The organism is Lactonifactor longoviformis (assembly GCF_042848515.1).
In the GTDB taxonomy this organism is placed as follows: domain Bacteria; phylum Bacillota; class Clostridia; order Lachnospirales; family Lachnospiraceae; genus Lactonifactor; species Lactonifactor longoviformis.
Genome location: NZ_AP031453.1, coordinates 845,492 through 862,950, shown reverse-complemented (window position 1 = coordinate 862,950; position 17,459 = coordinate 845,492). Strand labels below are relative to the sequence as shown.

Annotated in this window: 8 protein-coding genes; 1 reads left to right on the top strand and 7 read right to left on the bottom strand. The window is 47.4% G+C overall.

All coding sequences use genetic code 11. The features are described 5' to 3' along the window. Positions 1–33: 33 nt before the first annotated feature. Entirely contained in the window at positions 34–1,311 is a 1,278-nt protein-coding gene (locus tag ACGHCT_RS03890; protein ID WP_187143909.1) for an HD-GYP domain-containing protein, read from the bottom strand. Positions 1,312–1,453: 142 nt separating this feature from the next. Continuing rightward, positions 1,454–10,870: a family 43 glycosylhydrolase gene (locus ACGHCT_RS03885; RefSeq protein WP_390438314.1), complete on the bottom strand. Its 9,417-nt coding sequence runs from the start codon at positions 10,868–10,870 to the stop codon at positions 1,454–1,456. Positions 10,871–11,164: 294 nt separating this feature from the next. Here ACGHCT_RS03885 and ACGHCT_RS03880 point away from each other — a divergent pair, with 294 nt between their 5' ends. Then, complete coding sequence (locus ACGHCT_RS03880) at positions 11,165–11,950, top strand: DUF975 family protein (RefSeq protein ID WP_072849640.1); 786 nt, start codon at positions 11,165–11,167, stop codon at positions 11,948–11,950. Between the two features lie 113 nt (positions 11,951–12,063). Here the strand turns inward: ACGHCT_RS03880 and ACGHCT_RS03875 are convergent, their stop codons facing one another. The 5 genes from ACGHCT_RS03875 to prfB all read right to left on the bottom strand — a co-directional run bounded on the left by ACGHCT_RS03875 (position 12,064) and on the right by prfB (position 17,430). Next, positions 12,064–13,269 carry an aspartate kinase gene (locus ACGHCT_RS03875; RefSeq protein WP_072849638.1) on the bottom strand — a complete coding sequence of 402 codons (1,206 nt, stop codon included), beginning with the start codon at positions 13,267–13,269 and terminating at the stop codon, positions 12,064–12,066. A gap of 88 nt (positions 13,270–13,357) precedes the next feature. Further along, positions 13,358–14,560 carry a cofactor-independent phosphoglycerate mutase gene (locus ACGHCT_RS03870; protein WP_072849636.1) on the bottom strand — a complete coding sequence of 401 codons (1,203 nt, stop codon included), beginning with the start codon at positions 14,558–14,560 and terminating at the stop codon, positions 13,358–13,360. A 10-nt stretch (positions 14,561–14,570) separates the two neighbouring features. Continuing rightward, entirely contained in the window at positions 14,571–15,788 is a 1,218-nt protein-coding gene (locus ACGHCT_RS03865) for a homoserine dehydrogenase (RefSeq protein ID WP_390438310.1), read from the bottom strand. A gap of 7 nt (positions 15,789–15,795) precedes the next feature. Continuing rightward, a complete protein-coding gene (locus ACGHCT_RS03860) occupies positions 15,796–16,239 on the bottom strand; it encodes an ACT domain-containing protein (protein ID WP_072849632.1) in 444 nt (147 codons plus the stop codon). Between the two features lie 65 nt (positions 16,240–16,304). Continuing rightward, positions 16,305–17,430, bottom strand: a protein-coding gene (prfB, locus tag ACGHCT_RS03855) for a peptide chain release factor 2 (protein WP_103711144.1) whose coding sequence is annotated in 2 segments (ribosomal slippage) — positions 16,305–17,354 and positions 17,356–17,430 — 1,125 coding nt in all. Because the reading frame shifts where the segments join, the coding sequence is not laid out codon by codon here. Positions 17,431–17,459: the final 29 nt, after the last annotated feature.

Genomic DNA, 17,459 nt, shown 5'->3' with positions numbered 1-17,459 from the left:
ACCTCAGATAACATTCCCGTCCGGGTACCTTTTTCATCTCTGTAAATGTTTCAGTATCTTATCATTCTCCAGATATTCTCTCTTAATATTATAGTAGGCATCTAAAATGGGCTGACACCGCTGCAGGGTATGTTCCATTATTTCTTCGTAATCCGCCACTATACAGCTGACGCATTCTGCATCAATGGTTTTCTCCCTTCGCATGTTCTCAATAATATCTACTACCTTTTCTCTGGGATATGCATCCTTATAGCTTCTGGTGCCTGTGAGGGCGCTGACAATATCTGCTACAGCCACAATTCTCTCTCCCTTTGTCAGATCCCTGCCGGTGAGTTTTCCCGGATATCCGGAGCCATCCAGTTTTTCATGATGCCTGAGGGCAATCCTCTTTGTGGTCTCATCCACATCTGTCCCAAGAATCTCTTCCGTAATCTTTACATGGGTCCGCATAATATGCATGGCCTGAGGGCTTAACCGTCCCGGATACTCCAGTATCTCCACAGGTATTCCGATTTTCCCCAGATCGTGGAGAAGGGCTCCCCGCACAATACTGGTGATCTCTCCCTCCCCCATTCCCATTCGGAGGGCCAGCTCGTAGCTAATGCTGGTGGTCGTCATAGTGTGGGTTACTGTATGTCTGCTGCGGAAATCTATGGTACAGATCACCATCCTGAGATAGTTTTTTACTTCTTCTTTTGTAAAAGGAAGGCTTCCCAGCAGGTTCTTAAATTTCTCGTCTTCCAGGGCTCTCTTTTCCAACAAGCCTTCCGTCCCAGCCTCTGTCACAAGTTCCACCAGCCAGGGGGCAAATTTATTGCCGCTCTCCTGTCTCAGCAGTCCTGTAAAGTCCTCCCAGCGGTGTCCCTCTTCCTCCATGTACACATCTGTTCTGTCAGCGATATTTAGAATCTGGGCAAGTGTCTTTATCTCTTCGCTTACATCCTCCATCTCCTTTAGCTGCTTCCAGGAAGTGTGATGAAGCAGCACAACCGGGGCCAGTCTGGCAAGGGGAGAAAAATACTTAATAAACAGATACCCATAGTTGGAATGCTCCCATACATTCTCCGTCTCAAACTCCAGCATTCTGCTAATCTCTTCGGTTTTATAAGCACCTATATCGTGCAGCATGGCCAGGATACAGATATCCCTCATCTCAATTTCGCTGTATTTTCCTGTCCTTTTCAATATCTTTGATACTAAATATGAGGTCCTGTATCCGTGGTTCATAAGCCTGGGATCCACATAATTGCAGGACCTTCTCATAATTCCCAGGATCCCCTCATTTTCTATCTGATCAATGTACTGCAGCATTACCCGGTGCCTGCCTTTCTCTTTACTTTTCTGCAATTATAACATACTTTAAGGTGCACGGATATAATTATTACCGGCCGCCATAGGAATGACGCCGGTAATAATTATATTCCCTTCGAAGGGAAATATTTGTTAAGTTTTCTTATCTGGTCTTTGTCCAGGCTCCGGAAGCATTGACATAATACTTGCCTATCCACTTACTGGATGCCATTGCTCCGCTGCTGTACAAATAGTACCATTTGCTGCCTACTTTTACCCAGCCCGTGGCCATTGCCCCGTTTGCCTTCAGATAATACCAGGTTTTTCCATCCAGAAGCCAGCCTGTGGCCATTGCTCCATTGGATTTCAGGTAATACCAGGTCTTTCCGTCCAGCAGCCAGCCGGTAGCCATGGCCCCGCTTGTTTTCAGGTAATACCAGGTTTTTCCGTCCAGCAGCCAGCCCGTAGCCATGGCTCCATTGGATTTCAGGTAATACCAGGTTTTCCCTAACTGCAGCCAGCCGGTTACCATTGCTCCATTTGCCTTCAGATAATACCAGGTCTTTCCGTCCAGCAGCCAGCCCGTGGCCATCATTCCGTTTGCTTTCAGATAATACCAGGTCTTTCCATCCTGCAGCCAGCCCGTGGCCATTGCCCCGTTGGATTTCAGGTAATACCAGGTAACTCCATCCTGCAGCCAGCCCGTGGCCATTGCTCCATTGGATTTCAGATAATACCAGGTCTTTCCGTCCAGGATCCAACCGGTAGCCATATACGTATCTTCATTAAAGTAGTACCACTGTCCGTCAATCTGCTTCCATGTCTCTGCCAGGAAACTTCCGTCCGGATTTCTGTATTTCCATTTGTTTCCTTCCTGTACCCAGCCGGCCTGAATCTTTTCTTTCACAGTAACCTGGAAGTCAGCCGTTTTATCTTCATAGGATACCGTCACCGTCTTGGTCCCCGGCGTCATAGAATCAAATCCCTCAAGTTTGCTGTCTTTTGTCACATCTTTGCTTGTTCCGTCACTGTACAGAGCAGTAACCTTCATTCCAGCTGTGTTCAGCTCCTCCCCTACCAGATATTCTGTCTTATCCGGGGCTTTGACCTGAATCTTGGTTACTGTCACATCCGGTGTCTCTGCCTTGACAACCACTTTTGCGGAAACCTTTATTGCCCTGCTGCTGTACAGCTGTTTATCTTCTGCGTCGTACTGAGTGGATCCGTCTTTTCCAACCCACTGATCCTTGTTTGCACTGATGGACTGTACGGTGCCCACAGCCTTATAGGTTCCGGCCTCGTCAAGGTTCACGTCAGAAGTATCCCAGGTTACCGGAAGTTCTGAGGTGCCCATATTATATGCCAGGTTCACCTGTGCCGTCTGCGGCAGAAGTTCTGCCAGATCCTCTGCTGCTTTTCCCTGGCTGATTTCTACACTGTCAAGTTCCTCAGTCACTGGGGATACAGCATCTGCCCCTCTGACTGCATCATACTGCTTTTTCGTAAGAGAAATCACACCGCCGTGCTTCGTGTTTGGAGTCAGGAAATAATCAGGACTGTCAAGATAGTCCCATCCCTGGTTCAGGTCCGTAGATATCATCGGCTGATAACCGGGAGAGGGAAGATCATCTACAAAGAGATACCAGCGGTTGTCATTGCTGTGGTCTTTAAATACTGCCGGCCCTTCTACCGATCCAAATCGGCTTTGACCGATTCTCTCCTGTACTCTGGTCCACTGGGTACCTTCTTTCCACCACTCTTTGTCATCCGTATATTCCATGATAATCTGCAATTCGTTGCTCTTTGTTATATGGTAGGTTCTGCCTTCGTTCTGGAGAATAGTGGTATCGATCCAGCCTTTGGCTCCGCCATCCAGGAATTTTCCGCCGTATTCAAAGGTTTCCTGTGTAAAATCCGTGGTTGCTCCCCACATTATGCTCTCAACGCTGGAAGCATCATGGTTGGGATCATCCTCTGCATAGGTTTTAGAGGACCAGTATACGACAAAAGCGCCTTTTCCTTCCCCGTAGTAGTCCGGTACCCAGGTGGCTTCCGGTGCCCACATCATACCCAGCTCCGCTACCTTGTTTCCATCCATATCACGGGCCACGTCAAACTGACGTACATCGCTCCAGTGGATGAGATCTTTGGATTCCCACACATTCATCTTTGTGCTGTAGCTCTTAGACCATGTACCCCAGCCTGCATCGTCGCCGCCAAAGACACGAAGATCCGTTGCTATGATATAATAAGTTTCTGTCTCCGGATTGTAAGTGAGATAGGGATCTCTGGTACCGGTGGTTCCCAGGTTGGATGCCAGTATCGGCTCACCGCCGTTGAGGGGATCCCACTGCTCCGGATTATCTCCTCTGGATATGTCAAGGTAAATCTTCTCACAGTATCCGTTGCTGTCCTCAATAAAGTGAACCATCATGTACCCGTAAGGATCCTCCTCACCCACTGCTGGTTTTACCGTCACATTTACTTCCTTTCTCATCTGCTTTCCGCAGATAGAGATCACAGCAGTAAGTTTTCCTTCCAGAGGCTCTTCTCCCGCGGCCGGCTGCTCTACTTTGGCGGACAGTCCGTCTTCTGCAATTTCCACTTCCTCCATTGCAGATTCCCAGGTCACGGTTCCTTCATAATCAGGAAGAGTTGTATTGGCATCGCTGATGACAACATCTTTGACCTCCTCTGCCTTCTTTTCAAGCATCAGATTTACAAAGCTGTCATCCGGAATCTCTTTTATCTCTTCCGCTGTGAGGGCTTTGCTGTAGATTTTGAAGTTATCAATCCAGCCCTTATAGTATTCGCCGCTGCCCCAGTTTGCTTTGCCTATCTGAAGAATGCTGCTGCTGCCCAGAAGTTCTTTCACTCCATAAGTGCTTGCCTCCTGCGCCTGTTTTACTCCATTTAGATAAATGGCTGTGTCAGTTTTGCTGATGACTACATCCACATGCACCCAGTCACTTCCAGTGGTTACAAATGGGTTCTTCGGCCGGCCGTTTGTGTTATTGTACCGTTCAGCAGTTGTTGTGCCGTTATTTGCCAGTATACCAATATATTTTTCGTTCCCATACTCCTGCCTGTTTCCGTTCGGAGCGGCGAACATCACCCAGTTCGTTGTTGTGCGATCTGGTTTTGCTTCATAGGAGATCGTTAGTTCCTCTGCACCGGTAAGAAGGCTCTTTCCGTCTTGATCTGTCACAGTCAGATAGTTGGAGGCAGAACCATCCAGATACAGAGCCTTTCCGTTTTCGTCATAGCTCTCTTTTAATGTATAGCTGCCCGTCGCTCTTGCCCTTGCACTTGTCAATCCGGTCTCTTCATCATTAAAGTGGAAGTCAGCCAATAAACTGTCATCCTGGGTACCCTCCACGGTAACAGTAAAGGCGGACTCAAATCCTCCATAGCTTACCGTTACAGTTTTACGTCCCGGTGTCCTGGAATCAAACCCGCTCAGCTCGCATTCGCCGGTCACATCTTTGCTGCTTCCGTCACTGTACTGGGCCGTTACCTGCAGGCCTGTAGTATCCAGTTCTTCACCCACCAGATATTTTGTCTTCTCCGGGGCTTTGACCTGAATTCCTGTAGCCGTTATTTCTGGTTCTTCATCCCTTGTAACAATAATGTTGTCATAAGTTCCTGTGCGCAGGAATCCTGTCTTATACGTGCATCCCAGACTGGCATCTACTGTGTCCAGAGCGCTCAGCTTAAAGCCAAGCTCCTGTGCGCCTATCAGTATCTTCTGGCCTGCCATTACTGAGACTTTTCCTGTGGCATCATCCTCACTGTATATAATTTTTATGTTCTGCCATTCGTTCAGCTTCACTGGTTCGGATAATTCGTATTCTGTCTCTGTACCTGCCGCACATACCTTCAAATACCCTTTGTTATCCTTCCGCTGGGGAATGATACGGAAATGATTGTCACTGTTTCCAATCATCGCCATGGATGTATTGTCATCAAGTCCGTCAATGTTCACATCCATGCCCAGGGTAAAGTTTGTATTTTTAAAGATTGCCTGTGCCTTTTCAAAAACACCGCCGCCGTTTGCCGGGCTGTTGCCTCCCTCGATCCATCCGGACGTAATTCTAAGTACATTGCCTCTCTCGGCATCTTTTTCTACAGACGCACCGTTTCTGGCAGTGATGACACCCTGCTCTTCCAGCGCTTCCCCGAAGAATTCAACTACATTTACCTGTGCAGTTCCGGTTCTGCCCGGATTTGCTTTGGACGCTGCCGTGACGGTAAGCTGTTTTGCCGTCTCATCTGCTCCAACCGTAAGAACACCCTCCGCCGTCATAGAGGTACTGCTGCTGCTGTTCCCTTCCACCTTCCATGTAACGGATGCGTCAGCTTCCTCTTTTGTTTCTGCTGCAAAGGACTGTGTACTTCCTTTTCCCACAATGGTGATGCCCGGAGTTACTGTGATATACTTCACCGTAGGATTGTCAGACGCAGGGGTTACAGCCGTCACGCCCTCCAGCGTGGGCGTCATAGTCATGTAGCCGTTTTTGTCAAAGAATATCTCATCAATACAGGTTTCCCTGTGCTTCCCAAGACCATCCCCTGAGGTGAAGATATTCAATGGCGTATAGAATCTGTGGTAAGCCATGTAGTAATGATCCTGTCCTTTTTCGTCTCTGATATAAAGAATAGAGGACTGGTGGGCACTTCCAAGGATTCCTTTTTCCGTATCCTTCTCAAGCAGAGTACTGTGTTTTGTAATGGAACCGTCCAGTGTATCGGAAGTTCCGTATTCTACATGGTAATTAGGGCTGTTGGCATCATCGCAGGACCAGGTCCAGTGATAGATTCCGTTTACCTTGATTACATTTACAGATTCTCTGAAGTTTGTCAGGCCATTCAGTTTCCGGATGGTATCCTTCTTAATACTCATCATATCATCGCCCAGCTCTACGATCCCTGCTCCGCTGTTGCCGTACAGCAGATAGGATTTTCCGTCGTCATCGGTAAAGATGCCCGGATCAATAGCCTGACCGACTCCTGCTCCGCCCTCTGAACTGATGGCCTTTGTCATCAGGGGCTCCCCTTTGTCAACATAAGGGCCTTTTGGGCTGTCTGCTACTGCAACACCTATCGCAGACTCCCCGTTTAACTGCTTTCCGCAGTAATAGAAGTAATATTTTCCATTTTTCTCTTCAATGGTAGGTGCCCAGGCACTTCCCACTGCCCATTTGGACGCTGCAATCTGTATCCCGTTCTCATTTAATCCGGGATTGTCTTCCTTCAAATCCATAATGACGCCTTCATCCGTCCAGTTTACCAGATCCGGAGAAGAGAACGCATGGAACTGATATCCGCTCCAGGAAGGATAACCGTCTGTGGTTGGGAAGATCCAGAATTTGCCGTCAAAGAAATCCAGATCCGGGTCTGCATACTGACCGGGTAATACAGGATTATTGCTCATCACAGGTTTCTTTATCGTCCAGGTTTCCTCCGTACCGCCTGACTGCAGAACCACCTGCACATCCTCGGACAGATCCAGAGCAGTCCCGTTTTCAAAAGGCTCTCCATTTACAAGGATGGCATCTACTTCTTTGTTCAAATAAAAGGTAACAGGAGTTTTCGTACTGTCAGCTGTCTTCCGGATATAGGATGTCACAGTCATATTCTCCTGATCTACTTCTGTCAGAATTGCCGTATGATCATCCGTCCCTCTGTACTCAAGGGCCGTCTCCCTGTCAGGTGCTGTCCCTACCAGTACATCTTTGACTGCCGGCAGCTTACTGAGTAAATTATCAGCTAAGGCTTTGATCTCTTCATCACTCAGAGTGTAATTAGCCACTCTGAAGTTGTCAATCCAGCCTTTGAAATATTCACCGCTGTTCCAGTTCGCCTTTCCTATCTGGAGGATACTGCTGGTTCCGAGAATCCCCTCCAGTGTATAGCTGCTGGCTTCGCCGGCCTGTTTCACTCCGTTAACATAGACTGAAGTATCTGTTTTGCCGAATACAACATCCACATGGTACCAGCCGGATCCTGTGTCTGCATATGGATTAACAGGTCTGCTATCCGAATTATTGTAACGTTCTGCTGTGGTGCGTCCCCCCGCTTCCAAAATGCCCAGATATCTTTCATTCATATAAGAGGCCGGATTTCCATTCGGGGCTGCAAAGAACGCCCAGTTTGTCTCGGTTCTGTCTGGTTTCATATCATAGGATACCGTAAGCTCCTGAGCCCCTGTCAGCAGGCTCTTTCCGTCCTTGTCTGTAACCGTCAGATAATTAGATGCTGATCCGTCCAGGTACAGAGTTTTGCCGTCATAGCTGTCTTTGAGTGTATAGGTACCCTCTGCTTTTGCGTTTTCACTGGAGAGCCCTGTTTCTTCATCGTTAAAGGTAAAGTCTGCCAATACCTTCTTATCCCCTGTGGGGGGCTCTATATTGGCAAAGGCTTTCCGTACAGCATGGTATTCTTCCTCTGTAATGGGAAGAATGGTGCCGTGGCGCTTTTTCAGTGATCCGAAATTTACATCAGATGCCGGAGACCAGCTGTCTGTACTCATGTCTGCAATATTCGTTGTCCGGAATGGCAGATAGCCTCTTCCCTTGGTATACTGATCACACATAAGCCCCCAGGTATCAATCTTGTTTCCGTCTTTGTCTGTCAGGAAGTCTCTGTCGTTATACTTAAAGAATTCCGGGCCTTCAAGCATTGCTCCGCTATAATCGTCATTGTTAAAGATATCCTTTAAGGTACCGATGATTTTCCATCCATCGTATATAGAATCGCTTTCCTCAATGGTGATCTGACCGTCGCCGGATGCACGGTAATATTTGCCGTTCACCTGGATCATTGTAGTATCAATGATGGAATGTTCTCTGTCAATCCAAAGCACGGGTTCTGAGAATGTATAGAAGTCACGGGTAGTGGCATAATACATATTCATGGGATCACCCAGTTCATTGCTCTCACCCGATGCCGTAGCCCAGTAAACTACATACTGTTTGGTCTCTTCATCATAAAATGCTTCCGGCGCCCATGCACAGCCCGCGCCCGGAATCCTGGATGCCACATCCACCAGACGCGGTTCGCTCCAATTTACAAGATCAGAAGATTCCCATACCACCAGACTGGTGCTTCCGGTTGTAGTAGCAGCAGCATTGCCCCAGCCGCCTCTGTGATAAATACTCAGGTCTGTAGCAATCAGGTACGTCTTATCGCCCTCAGGAGAACGCACCAGATAGGGATCTCTGACTCCTTTGTCTCCCAGTTCAGAAGAAAGGACAGGGTTTCCATTTTCTCTGAGATCTGTCCACTGGCTTCCGTTCTCGCTTGTGGCAAAATAGATCTGTTCGTCGGTGCTTCTGCCTTCTGATCCGGTGAAATGCGCAAACAGGTATGCTGTGGTTTCCCCTTTTTCTTCCGGTTTTGCTTTTACAGTAAACGTAAAGGATTTACTGTCCGCACTGTCGCCCACGGAAACATCTGCGGTAAGCTGAATTTCCGTGTCTTTTGCCGGTCTGGTTACCACACCGGCAGGAATTGTTCTTCCGCCTTCGGATGTCTGATCTTCCACCGTAATGAGATCTTTTCCGGCTTCGTTCACAGACCACTGAACAGCTGCCCCGTTTGCAAGCGCTGTAGGAAGTGTAATATTCCCGTAGATCTCTGTATACGCAAAGGTCAGTGAATCCATCGCTTCTGCCAATATGGAGTCTGTCCCCACAACCTTTACGGTAAACGTTTTTTCTGCAGTAGCGCCGTTCAGGTCAGCCTTAGCCGTTAAAATCACCTCTGCATCCTGCTGTGCTGGAGAAACCTCTCCGGCATCGGTGATCACATCTTTGCTATCTGAGCTCCAGGTAATGCTGCTTCCGTTGCCTCCAACAGAGGGCAGGTCCAGATTTTCGTATACAGAGTCCGGCAGCGAGATTTTATCCAAATCTGCTGCTGCCAGCATATCCTCAGACATTGTGGGAGAGTATACTTTAAAGCCCTTCAGCGAGCCGGTAAATCCCGGATCTGCAGAATACAGAGATTTACCGATATACCCGCAGATGTCTTCCTCTGCATTTGTACCATCGGCGAGTATCTTCTGTACAGAATATCCCGTTTCCAATCCACTGACTACTTCCACTCCGTCCACCAGAAGGCGCATGGTTCCATTCTCAAAATCAAGACGAACGGTAGCGTAAGTATCCGGTGTGAGTTTGGCCGTCTGTGCAAGCAGCTTTTCTGATCCGCTCTTAATTCCGGCACGAATGGCTCCGCCGCCCTGCATAGGGTTCACAAACACATAGTTATTTCCGGTTCCGCTGACCTTTGTTCCCAGACACCACAGCCAGTGATTTGCCTGCTTGCCGGTCTTAACGGTTGCCTCAACAGAAAATGTTTCCCCCTGGATTAATCCCTTGGGAAGCTCCACATATTTGTTTTTATCGCCAGTGAAGTTCAGCACTGCGCCGCTGTCTTCTGAAAAATCAGCATCTGTCATACCCACAAGCCTGGCGTCCATTCCATTCCCGCTGGTATCTGTCAGTGTATCTCCCTGATGGCTCATATCATAAGAGACTACCAGATTTCTATCGTCTTTGTCCTCACTAGCCTTTACAAGCACCTCAAAAGACCGCTCTGCGGTAGTGCCGTTGCAGTCTGCGGTTGCCGTCAACACAACCTTGGTATCAAATGGCTGACGGGTAACGGTACCGTCTGTGCTGATTACATCTTCCCGGTTTGAGGTCCATGTAATTACACTCCCGTTTGTTCCTGCCACAGGAAGCTCTATATCTCCCTCAATTACCTCTGGAAGCGTAAGCTCATTGACATCAGCCTCCGCTGTGTCTCTGTCCGGGTTCTCAACCGGAGAGTATACGTTAAATTCTGTCAGAGTTCCGGCAAACGCTTTATCCGGTGTGAAAAGGGATTTCCCGATATACCCGCAGAAATCCTCCCCCGGATTCGTTCCCGCATTCAGGATATCCTGAATGGAATAGTTGCTTACGATATCGTCTCCTACCTTAACGCCATCCACATATAGCTGCATAATACCCCTGTCGAAGTCCATCCGGACTGTGCTGTAAGTATCCGGTGTCAGGGAAGGCATATTGCCGAACAGCAATTCTGTAGCCCCATCCTTTATCCCTCCGCGGATGGTGCCGCTATCCTGCATAGGGTTTAAAAATACGTAATTATTCACATTCGGCCATGTGTTCTCCTTCGTACCAAGACACCATAACCAATGTCCTGCTTTTGTGCCTGTCTTGAACGTTGCCTCAATGGAAAAACTTTCACCTGTGATTATCCCTGCCGGGAGTTTCACGTACTTACTTTTGTCAGCTGCAAAATTCAGTACCTCGTCTGCCTCATCTTCCTCGCTGAATCCAAAGTCGTCGTCCGTAAAGCCCACCAGCTCCGCATCCATCCCGTTGCCGCTGGTGTCTGTCAGCATACCTTCTGCATGGCTCATGTCATAAGAGGCCGCCAACGTTCTGACGATACTGTCATTCCCTCCCGGATCCGCACTTACAGCGGTAGGCGGGAGCATGGAAAACAGCATGCTTGCGCTCAGTATCCACGCGGTAATGCTCGCAGATAGTTTCCTTTTCCTCATCTTCATCCTCCTGTTCTTATTTGTTTTTTCCCTGCCCTGCCGGGCAGAAGTATCCCTGAAACGAGATACTTTGCTTTCAGTTTACCAAATACCGCCAGGTTCTCTTGGGACTATGATTCTAAAAAGGTAGGAAATCTTACCCTCTTTTGAACTGTCTGCTATTTAGGACGGGAAAGTTTAATTATTTTCTTATTTTTGTATATTTTTTTACAGGAAAGTGTTATTGTTTATTTGGCATAATATTGCTATAATAACATGGAACATTTTAATCCTACAGGAAAGGTCGTTACATCTATGAAAAGAACATCCGCCCAATTAAAGCAATCAGCCCGAATGGCGCTGAATGGAAAATATGGAACACCTATGGCCGGCTTTCTTCTGCTGGCGGTGATCGCTGTCTCCCTATACATGCTGTCCACTGCACTTTTTGGCGGCTACAGTATTTCCACCATGGTGATGGAGCAGATATTTACCATTGTTATCTCCCTGATCCTCTCCGTATTTTCCGCCGGTTTCTTTAAGCTTCACCTGAATCTGTGCAGAAATCAGCCATTTCGCGCAGGGGATATTGCCTATGCCTTTTCTCATCATCCGGACAGGATCATTATCTCTGCATTTTTACAGTCCATTCCGGGATTCATTGTACAGGTTCCCCTGTATGCTGCCCTGATGACATACTATCAGCATCCGGAGCGGATGACCAATCTCTCTCTGAATCTGATTATGCTGGGGACAACACTGGCAGGCAGTCTGGTGAATCTTTTTGTGAAACTGCTGTTTTTCCTCTCTATTCCTATGCTGCTGGACAATCCGGAACTAGGAGCGCTGGACTCCCTGAGGGAAAGTTTCAGACTTCTGAAAGGGCACAGGGGACGCCTGCTGTATATCGAACTCAGCTTTTTGGGAATGTTGGTACTATCTGTATTTTCCTGTTACATAGGACTTTTGTGGGTGGTACCCTATATGACGGCAACCCAGGTCTTTTTCTACCTGGATGTGACAGGAGAACTTGACGAACCGGTGCAGGAAACACATGCCGAATATCAAACCCCTTATGGAAATTATAACGATATTGGATAAATGGATAAAATAGAAAAGCTGCTCGTTTGATGAGCAGCTTTTTTAGACTAAAGTGATTTTGGGACGTGTTCTTTCTAGAAAGAACACGTCCCAAAATCAGACAGGCCTGTCCCTTATTCAGCAAGTCCAAAGGCCTCATGCACTGCATTCATAGCCTTCTCTGCATCTTTTTCTTCAATGAGTACGGTTACACGTATCTCTGAGGTAGAGATCATATTAATGTTAATCCCCTCATTATACAGACTCTCAAACATTTTTGCCGCCACCCCGGGATTGGACATCATTCCGGCCCCAACTACGGAGAGTTTTGCAATATCTGTCTTATATTTTACTTCATCATAAGCAAATCTTCCGGATTCACGGATGGCCTGCACTGCCTCTTCCAGATCGGTATCCGCTACGGTAAAGGAGATATCTTTGGTATTGTTCCTGCCAATGGATTGAAGAATCACATCTACATTGATGTTCTTTTTTGCCAGTGTATCAAATAATTTAAATGCGATTCCCGGTTCGTCTTTTAATCCGATCACTGAGATCCGGTCTGCATTTTTATCCAGGGCCACCCCTGTGATGAGCATTCGTTCCACTTTTACTTCCTCCTTAATTACAGTACCCTCTGCGTCATTCAGACTGGATCGCACCACCAGGGGCACCCCGTATTTCTTTGCCATTTCCACGGATCGGTTGTGCAGTACCCCAGCTCCAAGAGTGGCCAGATCCAGCATCTCGTCGTAAGTAATCTCTGCCATTTTCCTGGCTGTCCTTACTATGCGGGGATCTGCTGTGTAAACCCCGTCTACGTCTGTATAAATCTCACAGGCATCTGCGTGAAGAACCGCTGCCAGCGCCACCGCTGTGGTGTCCGAACCGCCTCTGCCCAGAGTTGTATAATCGTTGTATTTGTTGACTCCCTGAAAGCCGGTGACAATAACAATCCGCCTGTTTTCCAACTCATTGCGGATGCGATCGCTGTCAATTCTTTTCAGCCTGGCGCTGCCGTAATTGCTGGTGGTATACATAGGAACCTGAAAGGCGTTTAGAGACACAGCCGGAACCCCCAGCTGGTTCATAGCCATTGCCATCAGAGACACTGACATTTGTTCACCAATGGTAAACAGCATATCCATCTCTCTTTTTGGGGGATTTGGATTGATGTCTCTGGCCTTTTCAATCAATTCATCCGTATATTTGCCCATGGCCGAGAGCACTACAACGATGTCATTCCCCTTTTTATACTCTTCGGCACATCGGCCTGCCACATGAAAAATCCTTTCTTTGTCAGCAACCGAGGTTCCTCCGAACTTTTTAACAATCAGCATAGTTACCTCCAATTATGAATATCTGCAAAAAAACCTGGCTGCATTTACTCTCGGCAAATCGCAGCCAGGTATGTCTTTTTTACCCTATTTATCTGGCAAACAAATACTCCATCAGCTCATAGCCGTGGGCAATGACATTGCCGCTGGCTCCAGCCTCTTTTTCATTGTAATTCCAGGTATTGTTCTGAAGCTTTGTACTGTCATACAGCATATAGGGCACTGGATTCCCCGTATGCGTTCTCACACAGATTGGGGTGGGATGATCCGGAAGTATCATCATTCGATAGTCTTCCCCCGAAGCATCCATGCGTTCTTTCACATACTGAATCACTCTCTCATCCAGATACTCTATCGCCTGTACCTTTCGCTCTACACTTCCCTGGTGCCCCATCTCATCGGGTGCCTCAACATGGATATATGCAAAATCATATCCGTCCCTGGTCAGTGCATCCACTGCAGCCTGGGCCTTCCCTTCGTAATTGGTATGAAGCCCTCCGTTGGCGCCCTCTACGGATATATTATGCATACCGGCTCCTGCTGCAATACCCTTGAGCAGATCAACCGCAGAAATCATAACACCCTTTTTGTGGTATTTCTCCTCAAACGACGACAAGGCCGGACGGGTGCCTGCCCCCCAGAACCAGAAACTGTTGGCAGGGTTCAGCCCCTTCGCCTTACGTTCCAGATTCACGGGATGATTTTTTAAAATCTCATAGCTTCTCTTCTGCATGCAGCGAAGCTTCTCATCCTGTGGAAGGTACTGCCCTATCACCTGCGTCAGTACATCATGAGGCGGCGTCAGAGGCACCACGCTTCCCTTCGCCCAGATGAGACAGTGACGGTAGCTGGTTCCCAGATAAAATTGATAAATCTCATCTGCAAGCTCACTGGTTACAGCGTCCAGCAGAATCTTAGCGTCTGCGGTGCTGATTTCTCCGGAGCTGTGATCCATAATCCTCTGCTCCTCATAGGGCTTATCCTCTTCTGTTATCGTAACAATATTACATCTCAGAGCCACATCATCAGGCTTCATATCCACCCCGATGCTAAGTGCCTCCAGGGGAGAACGGCCGGAATAATAGATCTTGGGATCGTAACCCAATACGGAAAGGTTCGCCGTATCACTGCCGGGCGTCATCCCTTCCGGTATGGTATGTACCAGGCCGATCTCAGCCTTTTTTGACATTGCATCCATGGCCGGAGTATCCGCATATTCCAGCGGCGTTTTACCGCCGATTGCCTCCAGCGGTTCATCGGCCATACCATCACCTAACACCACTATATATTTCATGATTTTACTCCTATACTCTTGCTCTGATTCTGCTGATCACGCCTTCCACGCGGGCAGCTTTCTCCCTGAACTCTTTCTCTGTCATCTCTTCTGTCAGGAATCCGAACTCATCTGCCACATCTGCAACTCCATAGGGCTGAACACTGCCGAATACTTCTTCCACCTTAGAGATATCACCAGTCATACTTCCTTTTACCCGGACAAAGAAACGGTTCTTTACTTCTTCCACATCCATAAGATCTAACTTTTTGCTGCTCCAGCTCATCATAATATTTCTGTGAAGATGCTTTGCACAGTCAACCACATCCGCCACCACTGCACTGGCTGTAGGCAGTTTGCCGGCGCCGCTGCCATAGAACATGGCATCTCCCAGCACATTGCCGTGCACAAAAATGGCATTAAATACATCATTCACGCTGTAAAGCGGACTTTTGCGGTCAATCATAACAGGAGATACCATGGCATAGAACTTGTCTCCCACCTTTTTGCTTGTAGCCAGCAGCTTAATGCTTGTGCCCATGACCTTAGCATACTTGATATCTGTAGCTGTTATCTTTGTAATTCCTTCCGTATAAATATCCTCATAGTCCACATGATCCCCGAAGGCCAGAGAAGACAGAATAGCAATTTTACGGCAGGCATCATAGCCTTCCACATCTGCCTCAGGATTGCGCTCTGCGTAACCCTTGTCCTGAGCGTCCTTTAATACTTCATCAAAATCAGAACCGTTTTCTGCCATCTGAGACAAGATATAGTTTGTAGTACCGTTTAAGATACCAGTGATCTCATCAATCTCGTCCGCTGTCAAAGAAGAGTTCAGGGGACGGATAATGGGAATTCCGCCGCCGCAGCTTGCTTCAAAGAGGTAATTGATATCCCTCTCTTTCGCTATCGCAAGGAGCTCCACCCCATGCTTTGCCACCAGCTCTTTATTGGAAGTACATACGCTCTTGCCTGCTTCCAGCGCTCTTTTTGTAAAGGTATATGCCGGCTCCACACCGCCCATAACTTCTACTACGATTTGTATCTCCGGATCGTTTATTATTGTCTCAAAGTCATGTACCAGAACTTCCTCTACCGGATCGCCCGGAAAATCTCTCAGATCCAGAACATATTTAATATTAATATACTCACCGGCCTTTTTATTAATACTGGTGTGGTTTGTCCTGATAACCTCCACAACTCCGGAACCAACGGTTCCATACCCTAACACTGCGATATTAATCATCGTTTTTTCACTCCCTGCCTAGTATTTTTAAATAATGTACACCCTGACATGCTTCGATATCATCCACCATAGCTTCCGCGTCTCCCCGGTTGGGAAGAATGTCCACACTTAACGTAAGACTGGCGATTCCATTGATGGGGATACTCTGATGTATCGTCAGAATATTTCCGTGATTCTCGGCAATGGCCTGCAGCACTTCAGAGAGCAGACCGGGTTCATCATCCATCTGAATAATGAAGGTAATGGTCTTACCTCTGGCATTCTCATGAAAGGGGAAAATATCATCCTTGTATTTATAAAAAGAGCTTCTGCTGATTCCAACCTGCTCTGTTGCTTCCTGCACAGTCATCCCCTTTTTGGAATCCAGCAGCCGCTTAGCCTCTACCACCTTTGCCAGTACCTCCGGCACAGCCTTCTCTTTTATTACAAAGTACTTACTTTTTTCAGACATGTCTATCACCTTGTTCGTTCACGAAATACATTTGTTTTTCCACAAAAGATATTAGCATAAACTGCTTAGTTCTGCAAGTCTTTTTTGGAAAGGGTTATCCATTTGAGATATGCATTGATGAATAAATCCAAATCCCCGTCCATAACAGCATCCACATTGCCTGTTTCCGCGCTGGTCCTGTGATCCTTTACCATAGTATACGGCTGCATCACATAGGAACGAATCTGATTTCCCCAGCCAATCTCTGACACCTCTCCTCTGATGCCTGAAAGCTTCGCCTCGTTTTCCTGCTGCTTTAAAAGATAGAGCTTTGCTTTCAGCATCTGCATTGCCTTATCTTTGTTCATATGCTGGGAGCGCTCATTCTGACACTGCACTACAATATTGGTAGGCAGATGGGTGATCCGGATGGCTGAAGATGTCTTATTAATATGCTGCCCTCCGGCACCGCTGGATCGATAGGTATCGATTCTCAGATCCTCGTCACGAATCTCAATGTCAATATCTTCGTCAATGTCCGGCATCACATCGCAGGACACAAAGGATGTCTGGCGTTTTCCCGCTGCATTAAAAGGAGAGATCCGCACCAGTCGGTGGACCCCTTTTTCTGATTTCAGATATCCATAAGCATTGATTCCCCTTACCTCAAAGGTAACAGACTTTATCCCGGCCTCATCGCCGTCTAGATAGTCAATGACCTCTGTAGTAAATCCATGCTTATCCGCCCATTTCCCATACATCCGGTACAGCATGCCGGCCCAGTCACAGGACTCAGTTCCCCCTGCCCCTGCATGGAGCGTTACAATGGCATCATTCTTATCATACTCCCCTGACAGAAGAATCTTAATCCTAATGTCTTCAAAATCCTTTGTGAATTCTTCCAGCATTTCCTGAATCTCCGGAATAACTGCAGGATCATTTTCCTCATATCCCATCTCGATCATCAGCTCCATGTCTTCCATCTGGGTCTTCAGACGATGGTACGTATCCATATCGTCTTTCATTCCTTTTAATTCTTTCATCATCTTCTGGGAACGCTCTGTGTCATCCCAGAAGCCGGGAGCTTCCATTTCTCTCTCTAATTCCTGAATCCGCTTTTCCTTGTTAGCCAAGTCAAAGTGAATCCCCCACTTCCACTAATGGTTCTGCGTACGTATTCAATGTATATTTGAATTGATCTAATTCAACCACAGCTTCACCTTCTTTCAATTAATCGTACT